Raw genomic sequence first — 22,987 nt, forward strand, 5'->3', positions numbered from 1 at the left:
CTTAAGGCAACGACGGACCAGGCCCGAACAGGTCAAGATAGCGTGCCTGCATCCTGCGCAAGGTGCCGTGATTGAGCGTGACGCCTTGCCGATCGAAAAATTCTAGTATCTGGATCGCGACTTTTCGACCGCTTTCGATGCGGTCGCGGAATTGCGCGGCCGTGAAGCGGCCATCGGCCGCCTGTGCGGCGATGTCGGCGGCGATCAGCACCATCTCGTGCATGGTCGCACGCAGAAAGAAATGATCGTGCGCTACCTCATCGACCAGACCCAGTCGCGCCGCGAATTTCATCAACTGTCGAATGTCCTGCTCCGGACGCGCAAGCGTGCCGGCGATATCGCGCACACGCGGCGGGCGGAAGCGGAGATCGTCGCCAAGCAGCGGGGCGATCGCCCGCCATAACGCCTCGCGTTGCGGGCTCAACTGCAGGGAGTGGCTGGGCAAACGTACGAAGGCACCGTCGCGGACGACCCGGCCAGCAAGATCCGCATGTTGCAGGGCCAGCGCGAAAGCGGCTGCGGGCAGCCTGGGTTGCAAGGCGAGCCGCAGTTTCTCCCGACCCATGCCTTGCAAGTCTGGGTTAGCCGCATGAAAGGCCTGGAGGCGATCCGCCAGATCAGCGGCGAAGCGTTGCCAATGTGCCTGGCTGACCGCGATGCGTTCCTCGCCGATGGGGAAGACCACCGGGGAGAGAGCGGCAACGATGTCGTCAAGCTTGGCCGCGGACAGTGCGCGATCCCGCGCGAAGGCCGAAAGATCCCACGCGAACGGCGGCGCATCGAGCAAGGCGGCAAATGCTTTCAGTGGGTCGACGATGCTCAGCGCAACGCGCTGGGCCACCCGCTCGGCGGTACGGCGTTGGCGCGAAGGCGCGCGCAAGTCGAGCAACTGACCGCCGCCGATCGTGCGTTGGGCGGAGACATCGCGCAGCACGAAACGGTCAAGCGCCGACGCCGCGATCGGCCGACTGAGCACCAGTTGCACGTCAGCCGTTCGGCCAGGCAACAGTTGCTCGCCTTCGAGCAAGACGATGCGCGCGCCGACCTCGGCGGCAGCATGGTGCAGTCGCGCCGGAAACCATTGACCGATCGGCCTCGATTCGCCCGGCACGAGATGCAGGCGCGCGTCGATCCGGTCGGTTGGCGCGTGCAGGAAGGGATCGACGACCATGTCGCCGCGATGGATCGCATCCTTGGCCATGCCTTCGCCGGCAAGGTTCAACGCGCAACGGTCGCCTGCCCTGCCCTGTGTTACCTCACGGTTCTGTGCATGTAGCGAGCGCACGCGCGCACTCAGTCCCGAGGGGCTGAGCAGGACCTGATCCTTGACGCACACCGCACCGGACAACACGGTGCCGGTCACCACCACGCCGATCCCGGCCAGGATGAAGACGCGATCGACCGCAAGTCGGAAGCGACCGTCGTCGGCGCGCTCACCCAGCCTGCGCGCTTCGGCGGCGAGTCGTTCGCGCAGGGCCTCGATGCCCTGACCGGTGGCCGAGGAGACCGGCAGGATATCCACGCCCTCGAGCGTCGTGCCGGCGATCGCTTCGCGTATCTGCGCGCTCACGTCGAGCAGCCGTTCTGGCGTCGCCAGGTCGGCCTTGGTGAGTGCGATCAGGCCACGCCCGATCTGCAGCAGATCCAGGATCGCCAGGTGCTCCAGGGTCTGCGGCATCACCCCGTCGTCCGCCGCCACCACCAGCAGGGCGATGTCGATGCCGCTGGCGCCGGCGACCATGGTGTGCACAAAACGCTCATGACCGGGCACGTCGATGAAGCCGAGGATGAGGCCGTCTTGCAACGGCAAGTAGGCGAAGCCCAGATCGATGGTGATGCCGCGGGCTTTTTCCTCTTTCAACCGATCGCCGTCGACGCCGGTCAAGGCCCTGACCAGTGCCGTCTTGCCATGGTCGATATGGCCGGCGGTGCCGACGATCATGGTGCGTGCGCGGCCAGGTCGTTGGTGTCGAGCCCGGCCAGGGCCGCCAGAAACAGCGCTTCATCTGCCTCGGCCAAGCAACGCATATCCAGGTACAGGGCGCCATCGGCAACCCGGCCGATGATCGGACGCGGCAATCTGCGCAGCGCCGCGGCCAGCCGCTCCAGCCCGCTCTGGCTACCGCGCGCGCGGATCAGCAGCGCGGCGCTGACGAGGGTATCCAGTGGCAACGCGCCGGAGCCGACCTGGCTGAGGCACTCACCGACTTCAACCGCAAAGGATGCGCCGAGCCGCCCGGCCACGGTCGGCTGCAGGCGCTGCGCCTGAGCTTCGATCTCAGCCCTGCCCCGGACCAGGAAGCGCAAGGTGGGCAACCTTTCGGCAAGACGATCAGGATCACGGTACAGCTTTAACGTGGCCTCGATCGCCGCCAGGCGAAGCTTGTCCACGCGCAGCGCGCGCTTCAGTGGATTGCGATTGATCTGCTGGATCAGCGCGCGGTCCCCGACGACGAAGCCGGCCTGCGGGCCGCCCAGCAGCTTGTCGCCCGAAAACGTGACCAGCCGTGCGCCCTCGGCCACGGCTTCACGCACGGTGGGTTCCCTGGCGAGCCCGTAGCGGGACAGATCGACGAGGCTGCCTGAGCCCAGATCGTTCAATAGCGGCACGCCGGCGGCATCGGCGATCGCGGCCAGCTCACGCGCGCCGACGTCCGCGGTGAAACCCTGGATACGGTAGTTCGAGGTATGCACCTTGAGCACGAGACCGGTGCTTTGATTGAGCGCATCCCGGTAATCGGTGGCATGGGTTCGGTTGGTGGTGCCTACTTCGACCATGCGTACCCCGGCCCGCGCCATGATGTCGGGCATGCGGAAGGCGCCGCCGATCTCGATCAGCTCGCCGCGCGACACCACCGCCTCGCGCCCGAGCGCGAACGTATTGAGGCAAAGCAACACGGCTGCGGCGTTGTTGTTCACCACGGTGGCGTCTTCCGCACCGCTCAATTCGCAAAGCAGAGAGCGCAGGTGATCGTCGCGTTCTCCGCGCGCGCCGCCGTCCAGATCGTATTCAAGAGCCACCGCGTGGCGCATCGCTGCCACGGCCGCATCGACCGCCGCTTCGGCCAGCACCGCGCGACCGAGATTGGTGTGCAGCACGACGCCGGTGAGATTGAACAGCGGGCGCAGACCCGGTGGGTGTGCTTCCAGCAGACTCTGCGCTCGCAGCGCCAGTTCGATGGCGCTGGGCGCCGCGGCGGGGGCAGCGCGCAAGGCCTCGCGCGCTTCGTCGAGGGCCTGGCGAATCGCCTCGGTGGTGGGGACACGCCCGTGGCGTTCCTGCAGCCATGCCGCTTCGGCCGTCGCCAACACGGTGGCAACCGCAGGAAGGCGGCGCAGGGAGGTGACCTCGGGCTTGGTCATGGCTCATCCAGTGACATCGCCGACACCCAAGTGCGGATGCGAGCGCGCGGCGACGAAGACTCGGTAGCCCCTATGCTGGGGTGCGGACTGATGCCGGGTCAAGGCGAACGGGCGTACCGAATGCCGACTTGCCATGGGTTTTCGCGTGCACATCAGCATCACACGGCCTTGGCATAGCATGCTCGGCGCTGCGCCCGCACTCGCACCGCTCGAAAGTTTTGCCCCTCCGCAGCGCAACTGGCCTGCGGCATACGGTCGGCAATGTCGTGCCCTGTAGGGCCGTGATGTCCCATACCGTTCAAGGGGAGATCGATGGCCGTCGCCCTACAAAGAGCACGCACGGTGCGCTTGTCAGTATTCCTTCTGCTGGCGGTCGCCGGCTTGTTCTATGTGAAGTGGTATCCGTATTACGGACGCGCCTTCGTCGCCGCGGCCAACCACTCCATCGGTCATTCGATCTTGATGGGTGACGCGGCGGCTGCGCCGGCGCCGTCCTGGAGTGCGGCACTCGGCTATGCGCTGGCCTACGGCAAGGCGATCTGGCAGGCGATGCTGCTGGGGTTATTGCTGGGGTCGGGCATCCAGGCCTTGCTGCCGGTGAACTGGGTGCAACGGGTGCTGGGCAGTCGCGGTTTCGGTGGCGTACTGGCCGGCGGCCTGCTGGCGGTGCCGGGCATGATGTGTACGTGCTGCGCGGCGCCGGTGGTGGTGGGCTTGCGCAAACACCAGGCGGCGCCCGGAGCGGCGATGGCGTTCTGGCTTGGCAACACCGTGCTCAATCCGGCCACCCTGGTCTTTACCGGCTTCGTGCTCGGTTGGCACTGGACCGTGCTGCGCATGCTGCTGGGAGTGCCGATGGTGTTCGGCTTGGGCTACCTGGCCAACCGGATGGCAGAACCAGGCCCGACGGTGGCGACCGAGTCGCCGCCGATGGAGCCCGAGCCGCGCTCAGCGGCCGAGGTAGGCAAGCGCTGGGCGCGGATCTTCGCGCGCATGTCGATACGGCTGATTCCCGAATACGTGGTGATCGTGCTGCTGCTGGGGGCGATACGCGCCTGGATGTTTCCGCATATCGGACCGGCGATCGGCAATGAATGGTTCTGGATCGCAGGCTTTGCGTTGGCCGGGATGCTGTTCGTGATACCGACGGCTGGCGAGGTGCCGATCGTGCAGGCGATGCTGGCCCTGGGCATGGGCGGCGGCCCTGCCGCCGCCTTGCTGATGACCCTGCCCCCGGTCAGCCTGCCGTCACTGGCGATGCTTGGGCGCTCGTTTCCCGTGCGGACGCTGGTGGTGATGGCCACGGCGGTCTTCGGCTGCGGACTCCTTGGCGGAGCGCTGGCGACGCTGTTGGGAATGCGCTGAAGGCACCATCGCTCGAGCGTGACCCGCTGCGCTATCCGATCAGCAGTAGCGGGTTGGGTGCGTGCCGGGCGAAGCCCTCCTCGGCAACCATGATGTCCAGGCCCAGCGTAGCAAGATCGTCCGCGTACGGATCGGTCTGCATATCCTGCTGCTGGTAGAGCAGTTTGAGGTAAGTGTGGCAGTCGCCGCAGGTCTCAGCCTTGACCACGCCAGGGTCGCCCTCGATGCCCTGCAGCAAGAGATGACGGGTACCGCCGCAGGTGATGCACACGGCGCGCACGTGGTTCCACGCGGTAGAGCACAGCGAGCAATACAGGTAGCGCGTGCCGGGTATCACACCGGTGGCCGTGATCAGGCTGGATACGGAAGGCGAGCCGCAGCAGGGACACAGTGAGCGCTCTTCGAGCAGGCGTAAGTCCCCGGCCTTGAGGCGCGCCGCTGAGCAGGTGAAATAGACCTGCAGCGCCGCGGCGACATAGACGGCGACACCCGCATCCGTGGCGATCAACTCGCCTCGGAGGAAATCGTCAGCGAGTTCCTCCAACGTTGCAGCGTCGCTGCGCCGCAGTTGATCCATGGCCTCCAGCGCGGCGGCCGGCAACCCGCCGCTGTCGATGCGCTCGAGCAGCATGGCCAGTCCGTCGCGCCAGATCGCTTCGCGACGATGACCATCCGCTGCCAGCGGCGGCAGCCGCGCCTCAACGGCCTGGGCCACCACAGTCGGGTTGAGTCCCACAGCGGGAGCAAGCGTCGTTGCCACGACATGCTGAGCCTGGGCCAGTCGGGCCATGAAGCGCAGCCAGGCATCCATCGGATGCCCGGCGGCGAGTTGTTCCAATCGTTGCGCGGTAGCGGCGAAGCGTTTGGCCGGATCGGCGATCAGGATCGGATCGGGGGATTTGACGCCGGGGTTGGCCGGTCCGCTCCACTTGGCGTCGGGTGGTGCTTCGGCTTGCTTCACGGACGCTTCCTTTCGGTCGACTTGCCATGCTGGCCGGACGCCAGCTCCCACAGCCATTTGCGGTGATGGCGCCAGGCCCATCCCGGCGTCACGTAGCCCTGGGTCATGGCGCGCACTGAGTCGCGCACCCAGATCGCCGCGTAGACATGGGCGATCCACACAAGAATCGCCGCGATCGCCGCCAGGCTATGGATCAGCACCGCCGCGCGCTGCACCGGGATGGACGTGGCCTCGCCGAAATACACTTCCCAGATCAGCATGCCGGTAAAGAACAGCACGGGAATCAACAGCGTCATCGACCAGAACACCAGCTTTTGGCCAGCGTTGTTGCGACCGGCCGGCGGTGCGTGCTCCTCGTCGTTAGCCAAGACAAATCGACCCGCTTTCAGCCACTCGATGTCGTTCTTGTGCACCAGGTTTTCGCGCCAGAACTGCACGATCATGGCGAGGTAACTGATCAGCAGCACGCAGCCGATCCATGGGTGTGCCGCGCGCATCCATTGCCCGCCACCGAACAGGCCGGACAGGAAGAACAGCATCGGGTGAAACATCGCCAGACCAGACAGTGTAAGCAGCACAAAGCAGATGGCGGTAATCCAGTGGTTGACCCGGTTCACCCTGGAATAACGGACGATGACGACCTTCGGCCGACTCATGGCGTCTCCTCCGTTTCCGTTTCCGATTCGCGCAGGACGCGCTCGCCTTCGGCCTCGTCTTCGTCGGTGACTTCGTTCGGGCCTTGGATGATCGAGTGGAAGAAGCCGGTGGCAGCCGCGAGCACGATGCCGATCAGGGCCAGCGGCTTGAGGATGCCCTTCCACGCTTCGACCACCGGGCTGATCCGCGGATGATCAGGTAGCCCCGAGTACAACGAGGGTCGGTCTGCGTGATGCAACACATACATCACATGGGTGCCGCCGATTTCCTGCGGATCGTACAGGCCGGCTTGTTCGAAGCCGCGGGACTTCAGATCAACGATGCGCTCCTGCGCCCAGTCCGTCATGTCCGTCTTGGAGCCGAACATGATCGCGCCGGTGGGACATGCCTTGACGCAGGCCGGCTCCTGCCCGACTGCGACGCGGTCGGAACATAACGTGCATTTGTACGCCTTATGATCCTTCTTGCTGATCCTTGGGATATCGAACGGGCAGCCCTTGACGCAATAGCCGCAACCGATGCACTTGTCGCTGATGAAATCGACGATGCCGTTGGCGTACTGCACGATCGCGCCCGGCGCCGGACAGGCCTTCAGGCAACCCGGATCCTCGCAGTGCATGCAGCCGTCCTTGCGGATCAGCCACTCGAGGTTGCCCTGCTCGTTCTCGTACTCGGCGAATTTCATCAGGGTCCATACGCTTGGATCCAGGTCCTTCGGATTCTCGTATGACCCTTCAAAGTGGCCGATTTCCGGTCGCAGGTCGTTCCACTCCATGCACGCCGCCTGGCAGGCCTTACAGCCAATGCAGCGGCTCACGTCGATCAGCTTGGCGACCTGCTCCACGTGGCTGCGCGCCGAGGGCGGCGTCATGGTCGATGCGGAACGCCGGACCAAGTCTTGCGATTGCAGATCTGACATGACGATGGCCTCAGGTAGCCGGTGCGCTGGTCTTTTCTACGTTGACGAGGAACGCCTTGAACTCGGGTGTCTGGGTGTTGGCATCGCCCACCGACGGCGTCAGCGTGTTGGCGCCGTAGCCCTTCCTGGCCTGGCCGGTGAAGCCCCAATGGATAGGCACGCCGATCACGTGGGTCGGCTTGCCATCGACCGTGAGCGGCTTGATGCGCTTGGTCACATAGGCCTTGCACACCACGTGGCCGCGGTTGGACGACACCTTCACCCAGCCGCCCTGCTGGATACCTTTTTCCTTGGCCAGCACCTCGCCGATTTCGACGAACTCCTCCGGCTGGAGGATGGCGTTGATCAGCGCATGCTTGGTCCAGAAGTGGAAGTGCTCGGTAAGGCGATACGTGGTTGCCACATACGGGAAGTTCTTCGGACTGCCGAAGGCGGCGCGGTCGTTGGCAAACACGCGAGCCACCGGATTGTTCTGCACCTTCGGATGTAGCGGATTTTCCACCGGCGATTCCAACGGCTCGTAGTGCTCCGGGAACGGCCCTTCCGCCATCAGCTTGCGGGCGAACAATCGACCCAGACCTTCGTCGTTCATGATGAACGGACTGACGCCCGCCGACGGGCTCAACGTAGGCGTGTAGTCGGGCACATCGATGCCCACCCAACGCGTGCCATTCCACGAAATGACCGGCTTGGCCGGGTTCCACGGCTTGCCTTCCGGATCGGCGCTGGCGCGGTTGTACAAGATGCGCCGGTTGGCCGGCCAGGCCCACGCCCAGTTCGGGGCGATACCCTGCTCGCGTGGGTCGGTGGCATCGCGGCGAGCCATCTGGTTGCCCTTCTCGGTGAACGAGCCCGAGAAAATCCAGCAGCCGGATGAGGTGGTGCCGTCGTCGCGCAATTGCGCAAAGCCATCCAGCAAGGTGCCGGCCTTGGTCACGGCGCCGGTGGCTGGATCGGTGAGATCGGCGAGCGCGCGGCCATTCATTTCCTTGGCCAGATCCTCCGGATCCGGGCTGATCGGGTCGATGTACTTCCAGGTCAGGTTGAGGATCGGATCGGGGAAGGCGCCGCCTTCCTTGCGATACAGCTCGCGCATGCGATGGAAGATGCCGCTCATGATCCAGATGTCGGACATGGCGATGCCAGGTCCGTCCGCGGCCTTCCAGTGCCATTGCAGCCAGCGCGCCGAATTCACCAGCGAGCCGTTCTCTTCGGCGAAACAGGTGGTGGGCAACTGGAATACTTCGGTCTGGATTTCCGCGGAGTTGGCCGGATTCTGCGGACCGAAGTCCTGCCAGAAACGCGAGGTCTCGGTATCCAGCGGATCCATGGTGACCAGGAATTTCAGCTTGCTGAGGCCGCGGCGGATCTTGCCGCGATCCGGGAACGCCTGCAGCGGGTTGAAGCCCTGGCAGATGTAGCCCGTTATCTGGTCGTTGTTCATCATCTCGAAGGCCTTGATGATGTCGTACATCGGTATGTCGAGCTTGGGCAGCCAGTCGTAGGCCCAGTTGTTCTCCTGCGTAGCGGCATCGCCATACAGCGCCTTCATCAGGCTCACGAAGAGCTTGCGGGTGTTCTGGTAGTAGCTGATCTGGCCAGGACGCAACGGCTTGAACTGCCGAGTCGACATGTAAATGTCGAAGTCGGTTTCCTTCTCGGTCGGCAGATTCATGTAGCCCGGCATCTGGTTGGAAAGCAGGCCGACGTCGGTCAATCCCTGGATGTTGGAGTGCCCGCGCAAGGCATTCATGCCGCCACCGGCCACGCCGATGTTGCCCAACAGCAGCTGGATCATCGCCATGTTGCGGATGTTCTGCGCGCCCACCGAATGCTGCGTCCAACCCAGCGCGAACAGGCTGGTCATGGCCTTGTCCGGTGCGGCGGTGCTGGCGATCAGCTCGCACACATGCAGGAACTTGTCCTGCGGCGTACCGGTAATGCGCGACACCATCTCCGGCGTGTAGCGGGAGACATGCTGCTTGAGCAGGTTCATGACGCAACGCGGGTCCTGCCAGGTGTCGTCGGACTGTGCAAAGCCGTCCTTGTCCAGTTCATAGTCCCAAGTCGACTTGTCGTAGCTGTGGGTTTCCTCGTTGTAGCCGCTGAACAGGCCATCCTGGAACGTGAAGCCGTCCTTCACGATCAGGCTGGCGTTGGTGTACGCACGTACGTACTCATGCTGGATGGCATCCTTCTCCAGCAGGTAATGGATCACGCCGTTGAGAAACGCAATGTCGGTGCCCGGGCGAATCGGCGCGTAGTAGTCGGCTACCGAAGCCGTGCGCGTAAAGCGCGGATCGACCACCACGAGCTTGGCCCCGTTCTCGATCTTCGCCTCGATCACCCATTTGAAACCGCAGGGATGCGCTTCGGCGGCATTGCCTCCCATCACGATGACGACATTGGCGTTCCTGATGTCCTGCCAGGTGTTGGTCATTGCACCGCGACCGAATGATGGGGCCAGACTGGCCACCGTCGGTCCGTGTCAGACACGCGCCTGGTTGTCGAACACCACCATGCCCATCGAGCGAACCGCCTTCCAGGTGAGGTACGAGGTTTCACTGGAAGACGCCGAGGCTGCCAGCATGCCGACGCTGGTCCAGCGGTTGACGGTGGTGCCGGCCGCGTTCTTGGCGATGAAGTTCTTGTCGCGATCGTCCTTCATCAGCCTGGCGATCCGATCCAGCGCATAGTCCCAGGAGACTTCCTTGAACTCGGTGCCACCGGGCGGACGATAGCGCGGCGTCCTCAGGCGGGTGGGCGCGTGCACAATGTCGAGCAGGGCCGAGCCCTTCGGGCACAGGGTGCCGCGGTTCACCGGATGATCCGGATCACCTTCGATGTGGATGATGTTTGAGCGCGCATTCTTGGCACGGTCGCCCATGCTGTAGATCAGAATGCCGCAGGCGACCGAGCAATACGTGCAGGTGTTGCGGGTTTCGGTCGCGCGGGTGAGCTTGAAGGGTCGCACGGCGGCGGCTTGGGCCTCCCCCAACTCCCCGAAGCCGAGCATGCCGAGGCTTGAGGCTGCCAGGGCCAGGCCTGTGAACTTGATGAACTCGCGGCGAGTAAGTGGCATCGCTTGCGCTCCCGGGATTTTGGCTGGACATACCGCCCGATGGAGGGGCGTGGACGTGGCTCGAAAATCTCCTTGAAAGCGACGGGAGTGAACCCGTTGCCTGCGCAAAAATGTAGCATAGATTGGTGCTTGGGTCAGGCACGCTTTATGCTTTTCAGGCCAACACGTCCTCGACTCGGCGCAGTCTATCGGCGGTGCCGCGACGGCGTTGTCCGCTCTTCATTGCGTCACTCTTAGCTCACGGCTCCGAGCGTATTGTCCGGGGGCGCCGGGAAAGTGAAGTCTCCTCCCAGGCAGGCGTCTCGGCGACCCTGCTCTCCCCCGTGACGCGATCTGAGTTCGTCTTCGATCAGCTATGGAGTTGCGGTTCCGTCCGTAAATTTCTGCTATGCGGATCATTCGGTCACGATCTTGCGGCGAGGCCTCGTTACCACAGCATCGCGATCTAAATATCGCGATCCTTACCGCCACAGTCGCTCATGTCAGGGAGTGGCCCCGGAGGCTCGCTACGACGCAGTCACTTTTTGTCATTGGTGCCAAGCGCTCACCACCGCGTTTCGATGCACGTGGCTACCGGCGTCGGTTGGCCGCGCCTAGTCTCCGCTTCGTAGACGGATCCTGCTCGCACCAGCTTCGCGGCACGGACGCCAACGGCTGAGGCCGGGCGACCACTTCGGGTTGCCTGGATTTCCACACCACAGTAGCAACAAAGGATACTTATGCGCCTCTCAATCATTGCCACGGCGTGTCTGCTCGGTCTTTCCGCCAACGCGTTCGCGGCGGACGTCAAGTCGATCTCACGCCTCGCCGCTGGACCCGACAACATCCTTTTCGTCGCCGACTGGAAAGCCGCAGAGGTTCACGCGATCGAGCTTCCGCCTGCGCAGCACCAACCCACCGGCACGACGTTCAACGTGCTCGACCTGGAAACGTTGCTCTCGCAGCAGGTCGGCGGCACCAAGGTCACCGTCGAGGACATGGTGGTTCGTCCCGGCACGGCACAGGTCTATGTCGCGGTCAGCTACGGCCCGGAGAAAACGCCGGCGCTGTTCCTCGTGACCAGCGACAAGAAGGCGCACAGGGTCGATCTGAAGGCCGCGCACTCGACCTCGGTGGTGCTACGCGACGCTCCCACGTCGAACGAGAAATTCTGGAAGCACACCGCCGAGCGCAGTTTCACGGTCACCGACATGAAGTGGCGCGACGGGGAGCTCTTCGTTGCCGGACTGTCGAACCAGGACTTCGCCTCGACCCTGCGTCGGGTCCGCTACCCCTTCGACGCCAAGCAGTCGGTCACCTCCGTGGAGATCTTCCATGGCGGGCATAACCAGTTCGAGACGCGCGCCCCAATCCGAGCGATGAGCTTCGCGGACCTTGGCGGCAAGCCCTATCTCGTCGCCGCCTACACCTGTACACCGCTGGTAATCATTCCGCTTGATGAACTGAAGGATGGCGCTCACGTGCGCGGCAAGACTGTCGCCGAACTCGGCTACGGCAATACGCCTGCGGACATGGTCTCTTTCACCAGGACCGAGCAGGGCAAGACCAAGGACTTCCTCATGCTGGTGAACTACAACCGCGTGGCGGACGTCATCCCTGTCGCTGAACTGGAAGCGGCACGTGTCCGCCCCGGCATCGAAAAGCAGGTTCCGTACGGGCAGATCACCGGGCTCGAACTGGGGGAGGCCCCTCTTGCCGGTGTGATGCGCCTGGACAACCTCGACGACAAGTCGTTCGTTGTCGTTCGCCGCGACCTTCAGCAGGACGAGCTTCAGTTGGTCTCCATGGGCAAAAACCTGAGCTTCCGGTTGACGGATCACGTCTCGGAGTACTCGTTTCCCGATTTCAGCTACAAGGGCAAAGGACCCGCGCAGCAATACATCAACATGCTGTTGAAGGATGAAGATCTACCCGAGTTCATCAAGGCGTCGGAATAAGTCATGCAGCTGCGTCGAATCCTTGGCGGCGCAGCCCTTGCGGCCTTGCTGCAGGTTGCTCAGGCCGGGCAACCGGACCCACAAGTCGTCCTCGTCCAGCCGTCTGCCGCCACGGTTCCCGCCAATCTTCTGCGTTTGTCCATCGTGTTCGCGGCGCCGATCGAGGGACCTGTATTGCCGAGGATCGCGCTTGCGCGCGCCGACGGAGGATCCCTGCAGGAGCCGTTTCTGCAGCAGGAGCTATGGTCGCCCGACGGCAGGATTCTGACGCTCCTGTTGAATCCAGGACGCGTCAAGACTGGCCTGATCGCGCGGGAACAGCTGGGCCCGATCATGCGCCAGGGGAATGATGTGATGCTCATGCTCGATGGGCACCCCATCAAGCGATGGCACGTCGATGCCGAGGACGCGAACGGCCCGGTCGCTTCGGCATGGAAGCTGGCGCCCGTGCGTCCCGCGTCGCGACAGCCCCTTGTGGTCACCCTTGATGGGCCGATCGACGGCCGGGACGTTGACTATCTGGCAGTCGTGAATGCCGATGATCACCTCGTGGATGGGCACGCGACGCTGCGGGATGGCGAAACGACATGGACATTCACCCCGGACGGGGCATGGGAACCGGGCAAGTATCGGATTGTCGTCCGCGGCACGCTGGAAGATCCCGCCGGCAATCGTCTGGGCGGCCATTTCGAAACGCCGATGAGTTCGCCGCCGCGGCCTGCGGCCGACGCCATGATCGTCTTCAACGTTGGCTCGGCAGAGCCTTTAGGGACTAATCCTCTGCAACAAGTGGCACGATGACCCGACGTTTGCGCGCCGCCGTGCCCTGCATCTCCCTGCCCCGCCATCCACTACTAGCCTGCTGCCGACGCGGACGACACGCGATGGGATGGCTGCGCTGGATCGGTTGACCGCCCCAAACTGAGGGATGACTCCCTTTACTGCCACGCAAAACCTGGTGACGCAAACATCTGCACACGCTCGGATCACGGGTCGAGTAAAGCCACACTGTCGATGCCTAGTCGCCGTGTAAAGCGGAAGAGGTTCGGTTCACTGATGCTTGTCGAGCAGTGAGATGGGTGGTGGCAGAAGGTGAGTCATGGTGGAGCTCGGAGTATTTGGGGAAATGGATGCATGGAAGTGCCTCAGGCAAGAATGCCCTCTTCGACCAAGAGCGCAGCCCGCACGCCCGGATCGGCCTCCATGCGACGAGCGAAACGCCGCAGGTGATCCAGGCCACACAGGCCGATGTCTGTACCGACTGTCCAGCGCAAGATCACAAACAGGTATGGGTCGGCCACCGAGCGCGTTCCGGTCAGCCAGTCACGGCCGTCGAGCTGTGCGTCCAGTCGTTCCAGGTACATGCGTACGTGCTGGCGAGCGTTTTCGGCCAGCATGCCGGCCAGACTTTCCTCCTTGAGAAAAAGCGATGCCTTGAAGATGGGCAGGAACGCCTTATGCACATCGGAGTTGAGGAATCCCAGCCAACGCATGACCTCGGCGCGTCCGCGCGGCGTACCGTCGCCCAACAGCCCCGCTTCTGGATGGAGGTCGGCGAGGTAACCGAGCATCGCGACGTTCTCAGAGAGCGAGAAGTCCCCATGTTCCAGCATCGGCACCGCTCCGCCGGCATGGCGCGCCAGGTACGCCGGCGATCTGATGATGTCGTGAGTCATCCTGACCGCTTCGTATGGCGCGCCGCTCCATTCGAGCACGATGTGCCCAGCCAGTGAACTAGCACCTGGCAGGTAGTAGAGCTTCACTTCGCTGTCCCTTTACGGGCAAACTCCGTGCGGTCGAACCAGGCCTGGAAGTCCAGCGCACCCAATCGCGCGCCGTCGGCCGGCAGCAGAGAGTCCCGCTCCAGCTCGGCTCCGAAGTACAGCGCCTTTGGATCCGCGACGACCTTGCGCGGGTCGCCGATGGCCTTGAGGAAACGCTGGACCAGATCCGCCAGCGGCGCCTTGTCGGGGCCGGCGATCTCCACCGTCCCGTTCACGGGTGCAGCGAGGGCATAGTCGGTAACCGCATCCGCGACGTCATCGGAGGCGATGGGCTGCATCAGTCCGGTCGAAAGGTGGATCTCCTGCTCGTTGCCGCCTGCACCGGCGATGCCGCCGAGGAATTCGAAGAACTGGGTGGAACGGACGATGGTGTAGGGGATGCCGGCGGCACTTATCAACTTTTCCTGGACCCATTTGGCGCGCATGTAGCCGCTCGTCGCCAGCGCAGGACGATCGGTACCCACCACCGACAAGGCCACATGGTGTTTCACGCCAGCTTTTTTCTCCGCGGCGAAAAGATTGCGGCCTGACGTCTCGAAGAAGTCCAGCACGTCCTGATCCGCGAACGAGGGCGAGTTGGCCAGGTCGACCACAAGGTCGGCTCCCGCCATGGCCTTGTCCAGACCTTCCCCGGTGAGCGCATTGACGCCCGAGGACGGCGAGGCGGCGAGCACCTCGTGGCCGTGCTTGCGCAGCCGGTCGACGACCTTGCTGCCGATCAGGCCGGTACCGCCGATGATCACGATTTTCATGAGAGACCTCCGCTTTGCATTAGGGCCAATGGTGCGCCGTGCGTTCATGCTAGGAGTGGCCATCGGCGGCCGGTAGGACTGCCGATGGGCTCGCGGTGTTGCCTGTGACGCACCAATCGATGCCGCCACCTTAGCCGCAGCGGCATCAGGCGGCGTCCGCCGCGAGTGCCTCCGTCGCGTCGCAGGGAGGCGCGACCGAGGTTGGAGTCAGGCCGGTCGCGCACTGCAGGTCAAGCGCGCGTACGGCGGTGGTCATGTAGTCGATGAAGACGCGGATCCGCGTCGGCAGTTGATGTCGACTCAGGTAACAGAGGTAGTGCGCTCGATCGTCGGGCGCATATTGGGCCAGGCACGCGATGAGCCGTCCGTTGCGCAGGTGCTCGCTGATCTGGCAGCCGCCGAACTGGGCAATGCCGTGGCCATCCAGCACGGCCCGCAAGACCAGCTCGGCGTCGTTGAACGTGTAGTTGGAAGGCGGCAGGAGCTTCTGGATCCTGCCGTCGACCTTGAACTCCCATTCGAAGATCCTTCCCGATGCCGTGCGGAAATTGATGCAGGTGTGCCCGGCCAAGTCCTCCACTCGTCGCGGTAGTCCATGGGCGCGCACGTACGCCGGCGAGGCGCAGACCAGCATCGGCATCGGAATCAGCAGTTTCGCGATCACCTGGCTGTCCTCCAGGCGACCGGTGCGAAAGGCCACGTCCACCCGATCCGCGCTGAAGTCCAGCGTGCGGTCGTCGAGCAGCAAGTCGATGGCGATGTCCGGATAGTGGGCCCGAAAGCCATTGAGCAGGGGCGCTACGACGTGGCGGCCGAAGCCCACCGTCGCGCTGATGCGCAGCTGCCCACGCGGCGGTCCTTCGCGCAGGTCGCGCATGTCCTCCAGCGCCTGGACGATTCGCTCCACGCCCGGATGGCAGTTCCGGTAGAACAGCTCACCCTCGCGGGTCAGCGAGGTGCTGCGGGTGGTACGCAGGAACAGCCGCACGCCCAGCTGGGATTCAAGCTTCTGCACGCTGCGGCTGACTGCCGAGCGACCGATGCCGAGTCGATCGGCGGCGCGGGCGAAACTGCCCTCGGTCGCCACGGCGATAAACGCGACCACGCCGGCGTAACTCGCGGAGAAAGTGGACGCAAGGGCGTCGTTGTTCGCAGCGCGGGGTCGTTCCTGGGAATCAAAGGTCATGGGTCGCGTATCGAAAGAGTTACGGCTTCGCACTAGTCACCGCGAAGCACATCGAACACCGGCGTCGGCCGGACCATACCCCCTAGACGTTTCGATGACGCCACCTGTGACACGCTCGACGCATTGATGCGTATATGGCAACACGGCGAGCCCGTCGGCGCATCTACTGGGAGCATCGCTTCGAATTTAGGCTGGGCTCGCCACGCCGTTGTGCGCGTAGCGGGTACCTCAGCCGATCTGAGGAATGGCCATGAGCTTGCCGAGGATTTAAAACGTGACCCAGCGAATCGACTATATGCAGCAATCGCCCGAGCTCTTTAAGAAACTCGTCGACTTAAACACGCTGCTAAGCAAGTCAAGCATCGAAAAGCCCATCATCCACCTCGTCGAAGTTCGCGCATCGCAGATCAACGGATGTGCCTTCTGCCTGGACATGCACGTCAAGCAGTCTGTGATTGATGGCGAGCGGCCCTTGCGCCTGTTTCACCTGCCGGCCTGGCGCGAATCCCCACTGTTCAGCGCCCGCGAGCGCGCCGCGCTGGCCTGGACCGAAGTGCTGACTCAGCTGCCGCCCCACGGTGTTCCCGACGATGTATTCGAGTTTGCACGTGAGCAGTTCTCCGAGAAGGAGCTCACCGAACTCACCTACGCGGTGATGGCGATCAACGCGTGGAATCGCATCAATATTGCCTTCACACCCGTCCCTGGTGGGATCGACAAAGCGTTCGGACTCGACAAGGCCGGGCTGGCCTGACACCGGACCGGCGCGGCCACGCCGCATCGGCTACTGGTTTCACTTCATGACCCACAGCGGCCGCACAAGGAAATACCCATGCGTAAGTTCAAGACTGTAGGATTGCTCTGCCTGCTCGCCTCTGGCGCGGCCGTGGCTCAGGCGGCTGCGCCAGCACCCACCGCCACGACCCCACCGCAGGCCAAGGTGTCGGAGCTGATGACCAAGGCCTTGAAGGACTATCCCGGCAAGGAAGCCCTGATGATCACCGTGGTGTATCCACCAGGCGCCGTCGACCCGGTGCATCGGCACAACGCGCATGCCTTCGTCTACGTGCTCGAAGGTTCCATCGTGATGGGGCTGAAGGGCGGCAAGGAAGTGACGCTGACGCCAGGGCAGACCTTCTATGAAGGGCCGGACGACGTGCATACGGTCGGCCGTAACGCCAGCCAGACCAAGCCGGCCAAGTTCCTGGTGCTGCTGCTGAAGAACCAGGGCGAGCCGGTGTTGCGCCTGGAGCCCTGAACTCTCAATTTCCACTTATTGGTTCGCCGCCATGAAGACGCCGGTCTCCCGTTCGTCGAGGCTGTGGGCCCGACCAGGGCTTGCGACGAGAACTGCGCGTGCGACGCCGCCAGCCCGGTCGGCGTAGGCTGTCACAACTGCTCTGGGCCAAACGTCTTCGAACCATGGACGCCGCTACTGCCACGTTTCACCAACTACGCCCCAGGCTGCAAGGCATCGCCTACCGCATGCTCGGCTCCGTGTCGGAGTCCGAGGACATCGTGCAGGACGTCTGGCTGCGCTGGCACGACGCGGACAAGGCCAGCGTCAACAACAGCGAAGCATGGCTGGTGACAACGACTACGCGGATAGCAATCGACCGCTTGCGCTCGGCCAAGGCACGGCGAGAACAGTACGTCGGCATCTGGCTCCCCGAGCCGGTGCTCACCGAATGGCCCGCCACGCCAGAGGACATCGAGGAGCTCTCCAACGAGGTCTCCGTCGCCTTTCTTACCGTGCTCGAACGCTTGGCGCCCGAGGCTCGTGCTGCTTTCCTGCTACGCGAAGTGTTCGACGTGGACTACGCCGAGGTGGCCCAGGTGATCGGCAAGAGCGAGGCCGCCTGTCGCCAGATCGTGCACCGGGCCAAGCTGCAGCTGCGCCAGGAGCGACCGCCGCTCGGGGCGCCAAGCGAGGCGCACCAGAAACTGATGCGGCGCTTTACGGAGGCCCTCGCGCAAGGTGACTTTGCCGGAATGAAGTCCATGCTGGCGGATGCTGCCGTGCTGATGGGCGATGGTGGCGGCCTCGTCACCACCTTCCCCGAGCCAATGGTCGGCGGGCAGCGTATCGCCCAGCTCTTCTTCGCGGCCAACCTGCGCAACAAGGATGCGCTGCGCATCGAGCTGGCGATGATCAATGGCCAGTACGCCGTGCTGCGCTATATCAACGGTGAACTGGAGTCCGCCCAGTCCTACGAAAGCGATGGCGAGCACATCACTCGTGTCTACGTGCAGCGCAACCCGGAAAAGCTGGCCCGATTGATAGCCGCCGTCGCGCAACGCCGTCGCCAGCCATCGGTCTGACCCGGTAGGGATGGAGTCGATGACGCGAAATGACCGGATGTTCCAGCTTGCGCGAACTCTCGGGACGCCCTTGGACCTGCGTTCTGGCGAAAGCACTCGCGAAGTTCGCGCCTTCCTTTGCACAACTTTCCGCTACGGATTGAGCACCGAAAAAAAAGCTGCCGCCTCATCGATCTCCTTAGCCGTCAGCTTGGAGGCGACTTCCGTCATGGACCCCGGCTTGGGTGTTCCGGTTTTTGCTCGCGCCTGGAACTGTTGCAGCCGCTTCACGACGAAAGCATACGGCTCTCCCGCGATACTGGGATAACGCGCGCCGTTGCCTTTTCCTTGAGGGCCATGACAACTGAAGCAGGCGGGAACACCTTGTTCATTGCCGGCCATTGCCAACTGCTTGCCGGCGGCCACCAGAGAAGGCAATGGAGTTCTCCTTGCTTCAGCCAGCGGCGGGTGCTGCGCTGAAAAGAAGGCCGCGAGATCGTGCATTTCAGTATCGGATAGGGTTCGGGCAATCGGCTGCATGACCTCGCTGGCTCGTGTTCCGTCCTTGAACATCGACAGCGCGTGAGCCAGGTAATCGGGATTCATCCCCGCCAGTCTCGGCGCACCCTTCTCTGAACCTTCGCCGCGATCGCCATGGCACTGTTGGCATTCGCGGATGACCGTAGCATGCGGCTGCGAGTCGAGCCTGGTTTGGCCGGTTAGCGACTGCGCTTGCGTGACCGCCGGCGACCACATCAGTGAGACCATGGCACTCCACACGATGCCGCGAAGCGGCCGAACCAAAGCGCCCGGGAACCATGCATCGCCTGGCCGCATCGCCCATGGCCTGCGCTTCGACGCGCTCGTTCTTATGCGAGATATTTGTCTTGGCATGACAACACAACCTCCTTAGAAACCTAACGACAGCGTCTGGCTACGGGCGACTTGTAAGCCGATTTTCGCAGGAGCCGCTCAGGGTGCCGCGTGCCCAGCCGCTTGTTCGATAAGTGCAGCGACCTCTTTCGGGTGCGACTCGTATACCGAATGGCTGGCCCCGGCTATTTCGATCGTATGGCTATGGGCGCGCTTCGCATACATCCGCTCGAGATCGGGATTGATGATGCGATCGGCGGTAGCCACCGCATACCAGCTGGGCTTGGTTTTCCAGGCAGGTTGTCCGGCGGGGGCGCCGAAGACCGAGGCGGCCGTGAGTTCCTGGGCATTGGCCTCGAATTCCGCCTGCTTCAATGGCAGATCTGCAGCGAAATCGGCTGGGTAGTGTGCCGGATCGAGATAGAGAAAACCGTCCGCGGTTTTCTTGATGTCGGTGGTCTGACTGGTCGCACTGGGAAATCGCTTGCCGTTGGCGACTTCGGTCTCACCTTCGTCGAGTGCATGCGCGGCGATGTAGACAAGCCCAACCACCTTTGGGTCGTTGCCAACATCGGTAATGATGGCGCCACCATAACTATGACCGACCAGGATCGTGGGGCCATCTTGCATGTCGACGACTCGCTTGACCGCCGTGACGTCATCGGCGAACGAAGTCAGCGGATGCTCCGCGATGGAGACGTGATAGCCGTCTTTCACGAGGATATCGTAGACCGGCTTCCAGCCGCTTCCATTGACCCAGGCGCCATGCACCAGCACGATGTTTGGCGTGGGAGTGGCCGCCATGGCGGAAGTGTCGATCGTGACACCAGCGAGAACGAGTGCCGTCGTAAAAAGCATGCGCTTGAGTGGATTGACAGGTTTGTTCATCAAATATCTCCAGGATGGGTGGTTGGTCTGCAGGCCTAGCCATGATGTCGACGCAGTGGTTATCGGCCCTTCAACGTGGATTGAACTTGTCGTTTCGTGCCTGACTTGCGCCTCGTCAACGTCCGAGTAGCGCGTTCATTGCGGCATCCGCCTCCGTTGATTGCTCGAGGGAAAGACCCGGTTGATAGCTGAGCTGATCGACTCATCCATGAACGCTGGCAACCCCGTCCAGTTCTTTGGCGGCCAGCGGCTGCTCGTCGGCTTGCCATCCTCCACCCAGGGCTTTGATCAAGCGGACGTCGGCTTCAAGCCTGCGCCGCGACAGCTCCACCAGTTGGAGTGTCTGGGTCAAATTGACGCTCTGCGTCGTCACGACCTCGAGGTAGTCGGTGGCGCCGGCCTGGTAACGCGCCATCGCCAGCTGCGCAGCCTGCGTGGATGCGTCGACCGCGTGCTGTTGGGTGACTGATTCATCGCCGAGCACGTGGAGCGAGGCCAGATTGTCCTCGACATCCTGGAACGCGCTTAGCACGCCTTGGCGATAATCGGCGGCGGCGGCCTCGTGCTTCGCCTTGGCGGCCGCGAGCTCCTGCTTGCGGCGACCACCGTCGAACAACGTGCCCAACAAGGCGGGGCCAATCGCCCAGAAACGACTTGGCAACATGGCCCACTGAGACAGATTCGACGACTCGAAGCCACCGGTCGCGGAAAGTACGAGGTCAGGAAAGAAGGCGGATGTGGCCTCACCAACGTCCGCATTGGCGGCAGCCACCCGACGTTCCGCCGCAGCGATATCCGGGCGACGCTCCAGTAAGGTGGAGGGCAGGCCTGCGGGAACGATCGGCACGGAAAGTGGCGCGGTGTTAACTGCCAGGTTGAGCTCCGAGGGAGACACGCCAATCAAGGTCGCGATGGCGTGCTCATGTTGGGCACGACCCTCGCCCAGGTCGATCAGCTGGGCCTTCGCCACTTGCAGCTGCGTCTCCGCCTGCGCAAGTTCGGATGCCGAGGCGATGCCACCATCGAAACGGGTTTGCACGAGGTCTCGCGCCTTCGTGAAGTCATCCACCGTCTGCCGCAACAGCGCTGCCTCCGCGTCGATCTCGCGTACGTCGATGTAGTCGATCGCCAACTCCGCGTGCATCGCCAGACGTACCGATGCCAGATCGGCCTCGCTGGCCTGGTAGCGTGCCTGCGCGGCATCCACCTGGTGCCCGATGCGGTCGAAAAGATCGGGCTCCCAGGCGACGCTCAAACCCGCCGCGTAGTCGGACACCGTCTTGCCAGCGAGCGCGCGACCCTCGACATTCTGCGAGGTGTGATTGCGATTGACGTCCACGCCGGCGGTGACGATGGGTAGGTAGGACGAGCGCGCGGATCCCACCATGGCCTTGGCCTGCTCCAGATCCGCGACGCTTTTCATGATGCTCTGGTTGCCCACCTCGACCCTGCCCTCCAGGCTGTCCAGGGCCGGATCGCCAAGCAGCTTCCACCAGTCTCCCCGGCTCTCGCCATCGGCTGGCTGAGCGGGAAGCCAGCCCGGTGAGCCTCGATCGGCGCCGGCCGCACCTTCGTTGGCTTCCTTGTAGTGAACGGGAAGACTCATCGTCGGTCGCACATAGGCGGGGCCCGGTGTGCAGCCCACCAGCCCGCCAAATGCGAGACAAACGGCAAGGGCTCCGATCGCGTGGGGTACGTGCTTGTGCTTGTGCTTGTTCATGGTCTAGTCCGCGATCACTGGGTTAGGCCGCGTCGGCCGGATGGCGGTTGATGCGAACCACCTGCCCCGCGCTGACGGCATCCCCTGGATTGACGATCACCTGCTCGTTGCCACGCAAACCGTCTTGAATCTCCACCGAGGTTCCGAAGTCGCGCCCCAGCGTGACCGGAAGCAGCCGCACGACACCCTTGGGATCGACCGTGGCCACTTGCACGCCGGCGGGACGGAATAGCAAGGCATTGGTCGGCAGGGACAGCCCAGGATGTGCCGATGTCAGCGGCAGACTGACTTGTGCAAACGCGCCGGGGAGCACGACCCCATTTGGGTTGTCCATATCCACCTCGACGCGCAGCGTGCGACTGGACGGATCGATCGCGCCGGATGTCCGGGCTACGCTGCCTTGAAACACGCGTCCCGGGAACGACGGCAAGGTCAGTCGCGCCTTCGCGCCAGGCACCACGTCGGCGGCCTGGTCTTGCGGGACATTGACGAAGACACGCAGCTTGTCGATCTCCGCCAACTGGAACAGCGCGGCGGGCTTGCCTCCATTGCCGGCATCGATCAAGGCGCCGGTATCGATATTGCGCACGGTAACGATGCCGTCAAACGGCGCGCAGACCTTCTCGAAGGCTTGCATCTGCTGCAAACGGTTCACGTTGGCCTGCGCCGCAGCCAACAAGGCTTGCTTGGCCTTCATGGTGCTGACATTTTCCTGGCTGGCCTGCTGCGACACGGCATTGCTCTTGAGCATCGCTTCCCAACGCGTTGCCGTCACCTTGGCGATTTCATAGTTGGCGGAAGCGGTCGCCGCGTCCGAGCGCGCCTGCTCGAGCTCGGCATCGACTTCCGGAGACTCGATTTCGGCAAGTACTTGGCCGCCCTGCACGTGGGTGCCGATATCGGGATACCAGCGCCGCAGGTAGCCGCTGGTGCGTGCGTAAATGCTCGCCTCTTGAAAGGCCTGTACGTCGCCAGGCAGCACCAGGTTCTGCGTGGAAGACGCCTTGGTTGGCATGACCACAGCCACCGTGGGCTCGCTAAGCCCGCTTGTTTGCTTGGCGACCGCGGCACGCGAGGCGAGACGAGGAAGTCCACCCACGGCGAGCGCCACCCCAACAGCAACGACGGGGGCCATCAGTAGCAGCTTTGAGCGCCGGCCATGCATGGATTGAGCAGGTGTAGACATGATTTCTCTCCAA

The 22,987-nt window shown here is 63.5% G+C and carries 19 protein-coding genes; 6 read left to right on the forward strand and 13 right to left on the reverse strand.

Annotation, left to right across the window (positions count from 1 at the left end; translation table 11 throughout):
- Position 1: 1 nt before the first annotated feature.
- Both selB and selA read right to left on the reverse strand, forming a co-directional pair.
- The gene (selB, locus tag ACT01B_RS12205; protein ID WP_445143527.1) at positions 2-1,942 is read right to left on the reverse strand and encodes a selenocysteine-specific translation elongation factor; all 1,941 of its coding nucleotides are present in this window, start codon (positions 1,940-1,942) and stop codon (positions 2-4) included.
- Positions 1,939-3,363 (reverse strand): L-seryl-tRNA(Sec) selenium transferase, encoded by a 1,425-nt coding sequence (selA, locus tag ACT01B_RS12210; RefSeq protein ID WP_445143528.1) that lies wholly within the window; start codon positions 3,361-3,363, stop codon positions 1,939-1,941. Before selA ends, selB begins: the two co-directional genes overlap by 4 nt.
- A gap of 312 nt (positions 3,364-3,675) precedes the next feature.
- Between selA and ACT01B_RS12215 the strand changes: the two genes are divergently transcribed.
- On the forward strand, positions 3,676-4,728 hold the full coding sequence (locus ACT01B_RS12215) for a permease (RefSeq protein WP_445143529.1): 1,053 nt from the start codon (positions 3,676-3,678) through the stop codon (positions 4,726-4,728).
- Between the two features lie 31 nt (positions 4,729-4,759).
- Here ACT01B_RS12215 and fdhE read toward each other — a convergent pair whose 3' ends face one another.
- The 4 genes from fdhE to fdnG are packed head-to-tail and all read right to left on the reverse strand — an operon-like array spanning position 4,760 to position 10,347.
- The gene (fdhE, locus tag ACT01B_RS12220; RefSeq protein WP_445143530.1) at positions 4,760-5,689 is read right to left on the reverse strand and encodes a formate dehydrogenase accessory protein FdhE; all 930 of its coding nucleotides are present in this window, start codon (positions 5,687-5,689) and stop codon (positions 4,760-4,762) included.
- Positions 5,686-6,345 (reverse strand): formate dehydrogenase subunit gamma, encoded by a 660-nt coding sequence (locus ACT01B_RS12225; RefSeq protein ID WP_445143531.1) that lies wholly within the window; start codon positions 6,343-6,345, stop codon positions 5,686-5,688. Before ACT01B_RS12225 ends, fdhE begins: the two co-directional genes overlap by 4 nt.
- Positions 6,342-7,265 carry a formate dehydrogenase subunit beta gene (gene fdxH / locus ACT01B_RS12230; protein ID WP_445143532.1) on the reverse strand — a complete coding sequence of 308 codons (924 nt, stop codon included), beginning with the start codon at positions 7,263-7,265 and terminating at the stop codon, positions 6,342-6,344. Before fdxH ends, ACT01B_RS12225 begins: the two co-directional genes overlap by 4 nt.
- Before the next feature lie 10 nt (positions 7,266-7,275).
- Positions 7,276-10,347 carry a formate dehydrogenase-N subunit alpha gene (fdnG, locus tag ACT01B_RS12235; protein ID WP_445143533.1) on the reverse strand — a complete coding sequence of 1,024 codons (3,072 nt, stop codon included), beginning with the start codon at positions 10,345-10,347 and terminating at the stop codon, positions 7,276-7,278.
- 719 nt (positions 10,348-11,066) lie between these two features.
- Between fdnG and ACT01B_RS12240 the strand changes: the two genes are divergently transcribed.
- Entirely contained in the window at positions 11,067-12,284 is a 1,218-nt protein-coding gene (locus tag ACT01B_RS12240; protein WP_445143534.1) for a hypothetical protein, read from the forward strand.
- Positions 12,285-12,287: 3 nt separating this feature from the next.
- Positions 12,288-13,085, forward strand: coding sequence for a hypothetical protein (locus ACT01B_RS12245; protein WP_445143535.1), 798 nt, complete (start codon positions 12,288-12,290; stop codon positions 13,083-13,085).
- Between the two features lie 344 nt (positions 13,086-13,429).
- Here the strand turns inward: ACT01B_RS12245 and ACT01B_RS12250 are convergent, their stop codons facing one another.
- From ACT01B_RS12250 to ACT01B_RS12260, 3 genes are all read right to left on the reverse strand, one after another.
- Complete coding sequence (locus ACT01B_RS12250; protein WP_445143536.1) at positions 13,430-14,047, reverse strand: glutathione S-transferase family protein; 618 nt, start codon at positions 14,045-14,047, stop codon at positions 13,430-13,432.
- Positions 14,044-14,820: an SDR family oxidoreductase gene (locus tag ACT01B_RS12255; RefSeq protein WP_445143537.1), complete on the reverse strand. Its 777-nt coding sequence runs from the start codon at positions 14,818-14,820 to the stop codon at positions 14,044-14,046. The genes ACT01B_RS12250 and ACT01B_RS12255 overlap by 4 nt, the downstream gene beginning before the upstream one ends.
- 145 nt (positions 14,821-14,965) lie before the next feature.
- Positions 14,966-16,006 carry a LysR family transcriptional regulator gene (locus ACT01B_RS12260; protein ID WP_445143538.1) on the reverse strand — a complete coding sequence of 347 codons (1,041 nt, stop codon included), beginning with the start codon at positions 16,004-16,006 and terminating at the stop codon, positions 14,966-14,968.
- A gap of 274 nt (positions 16,007-16,280) precedes the next feature.
- On the opposite strand from ACT01B_RS12260, the gene ACT01B_RS12265 reads away from it, so the two are divergent.
- The 3 genes from ACT01B_RS12265 (at position 16,281) to ACT01B_RS12275 (ending at position 18,328) form a co-directional block, all read left to right on the forward strand.
- Positions 16,281-16,760, forward strand: coding sequence for a carboxymuconolactone decarboxylase family protein (locus ACT01B_RS12265; protein ID WP_445143539.1), 480 nt, complete (start codon positions 16,281-16,283; stop codon positions 16,758-16,760).
- Between the two features lie 78 nt (positions 16,761-16,838).
- Entirely contained in the window at positions 16,839-17,264 is a 426-nt protein-coding gene (locus ACT01B_RS12270; RefSeq protein ID WP_445143540.1) for a cupin domain-containing protein, read from the forward strand.
- 164 nt (positions 17,265-17,428) lie between these two features.
- Positions 17,429-18,328, forward strand: a complete 900-nt coding sequence (locus ACT01B_RS12275; RefSeq protein ID WP_445143541.1) for an RNA polymerase sigma-70 factor — start codon at positions 17,429-17,431, stop codon at positions 18,326-18,328.
- Positions 18,329-18,460: 132 nt separating this feature from the next.
- Here ACT01B_RS12275 and ACT01B_RS12280 read toward each other — a convergent pair whose 3' ends face one another.
- The 4 genes from ACT01B_RS12280 to ACT01B_RS12295 form a co-directional block, all read right to left on the reverse strand.
- Positions 18,461-19,075 (reverse strand): c-type cytochrome, encoded by a 615-nt coding sequence (locus ACT01B_RS12280; RefSeq protein WP_445143542.1) that lies wholly within the window; start codon positions 19,073-19,075, stop codon positions 18,461-18,463.
- 204 nt (positions 19,076-19,279) lie between these two features.
- On the reverse strand, positions 19,280-20,068 hold the full coding sequence (locus ACT01B_RS12285; RefSeq protein ID WP_445143543.1) for an alpha/beta hydrolase: 789 nt from the start codon (positions 20,066-20,068) through the stop codon (positions 19,280-19,282).
- A 202-nt stretch (positions 20,069-20,270) separates the two neighbouring features.
- Positions 20,271-21,788: an efflux transporter outer membrane subunit gene (locus tag ACT01B_RS12290; protein WP_445143544.1), complete on the reverse strand. Its 1,518-nt coding sequence runs from the start codon at positions 21,786-21,788 to the stop codon at positions 20,271-20,273.
- Positions 21,789-21,810: 22 nt separating this feature from the next.
- Complete coding sequence (locus ACT01B_RS12295; protein ID WP_445143545.1) at positions 21,811-22,974, reverse strand: efflux RND transporter periplasmic adaptor subunit; 1,164 nt, start codon at positions 22,972-22,974, stop codon at positions 21,811-21,813.
- Between the last annotated feature and the right edge of the window lie 13 nt (positions 22,975-22,987).

It is taken from the genome of Dyella sp. Tek66A03 (genome assembly GCF_052567735.1).

Excerpts from the sequence above, each read along its gene's own strand:
- ACT01B_RS12295 (WP_445143545.1), bottom strand. The coding sequence starts at position 22,974 with ATGTCTACACCTGCTCAATCCATGCATGGCCGGCGCTCAAAGCTGCTA.
- ACT01B_RS12225 (WP_445143531.1), bottom strand. The coding sequence starts at position 6,345 with ATGAGTCGGCCGAAGGTCGTCATCGTCCGTTATTCCAGGGTGAACCGG.
- selA (WP_445143528.1), bottom strand. The coding sequence starts at position 3,363 with ATGACCAAGCCCGAGGTCACCTCCCTGCGCCGCCTTCCTGCGGTTGCC.
- ACT01B_RS12245 (WP_445143535.1), top strand. The coding sequence starts at position 12,288 with ATGCAGCTGCGTCGAATCCTTGGCGGCGCAGCCCTTGCGGCCTTGCTG.
- ACT01B_RS12240 (WP_445143534.1), top strand. The coding sequence starts at position 11,067 with ATGCGCCTCTCAATCATTGCCACGGCGTGTCTGCTCGGTCTTTCCGCC.
- ACT01B_RS12215 (WP_445143529.1), top strand. The coding sequence starts at position 3,676 with ATGGCCGTCGCCCTACAAAGAGCACGCACGGTGCGCTTGTCAGTATTC.
- selB (WP_445143527.1), bottom strand. The coding sequence starts at position 1,942 with ATGATCGTCGGCACCGCCGGCCATATCGACCATGGCAAGACGGCACTG.
- ACT01B_RS12285 (WP_445143543.1), bottom strand. The coding sequence starts at position 20,068 with ATGAACAAACCTGTCAATCCACTCAAGCGCATGCTTTTTACGACGGCA.
- ACT01B_RS12280 (WP_445143542.1), bottom strand. The coding sequence starts at position 19,075 with ATGGTCTCACTGATGTGGTCGCCGGCGGTCACGCAAGCGCAGTCGCTA.
- fdxH (WP_445143532.1), bottom strand. The coding sequence starts at position 7,265 with ATGTCAGATCTGCAATCGCAAGACTTGGTCCGGCGTTCCGCATCGACC.
- ACT01B_RS12260 (WP_445143538.1), bottom strand. The coding sequence starts at position 16,006 with ATGACCTTTGATTCCCAGGAACGACCCCGCGCTGCGAACAACGACGCC.
- ACT01B_RS12270 (WP_445143540.1), top strand. The coding sequence starts at position 16,839 with ATGCGTAAGTTCAAGACTGTAGGATTGCTCTGCCTGCTCGCCTCTGGC.
- ACT01B_RS12275 (WP_445143541.1), top strand. The coding sequence starts at position 17,429 with ATGGACGCCGCTACTGCCACGTTTCACCAACTACGCCCCAGGCTGCAA.
- ACT01B_RS12255 (WP_445143537.1), bottom strand. The coding sequence starts at position 14,820 with ATGAAAATCGTGATCATCGGCGGTACCGGCCTGATCGGCAGCAAGGTC.
- ACT01B_RS12290 (WP_445143544.1), bottom strand. The coding sequence starts at position 21,788 with ATGAACAAGCACAAGCACAAGCACGTACCCCACGCGATCGGAGCCCTT.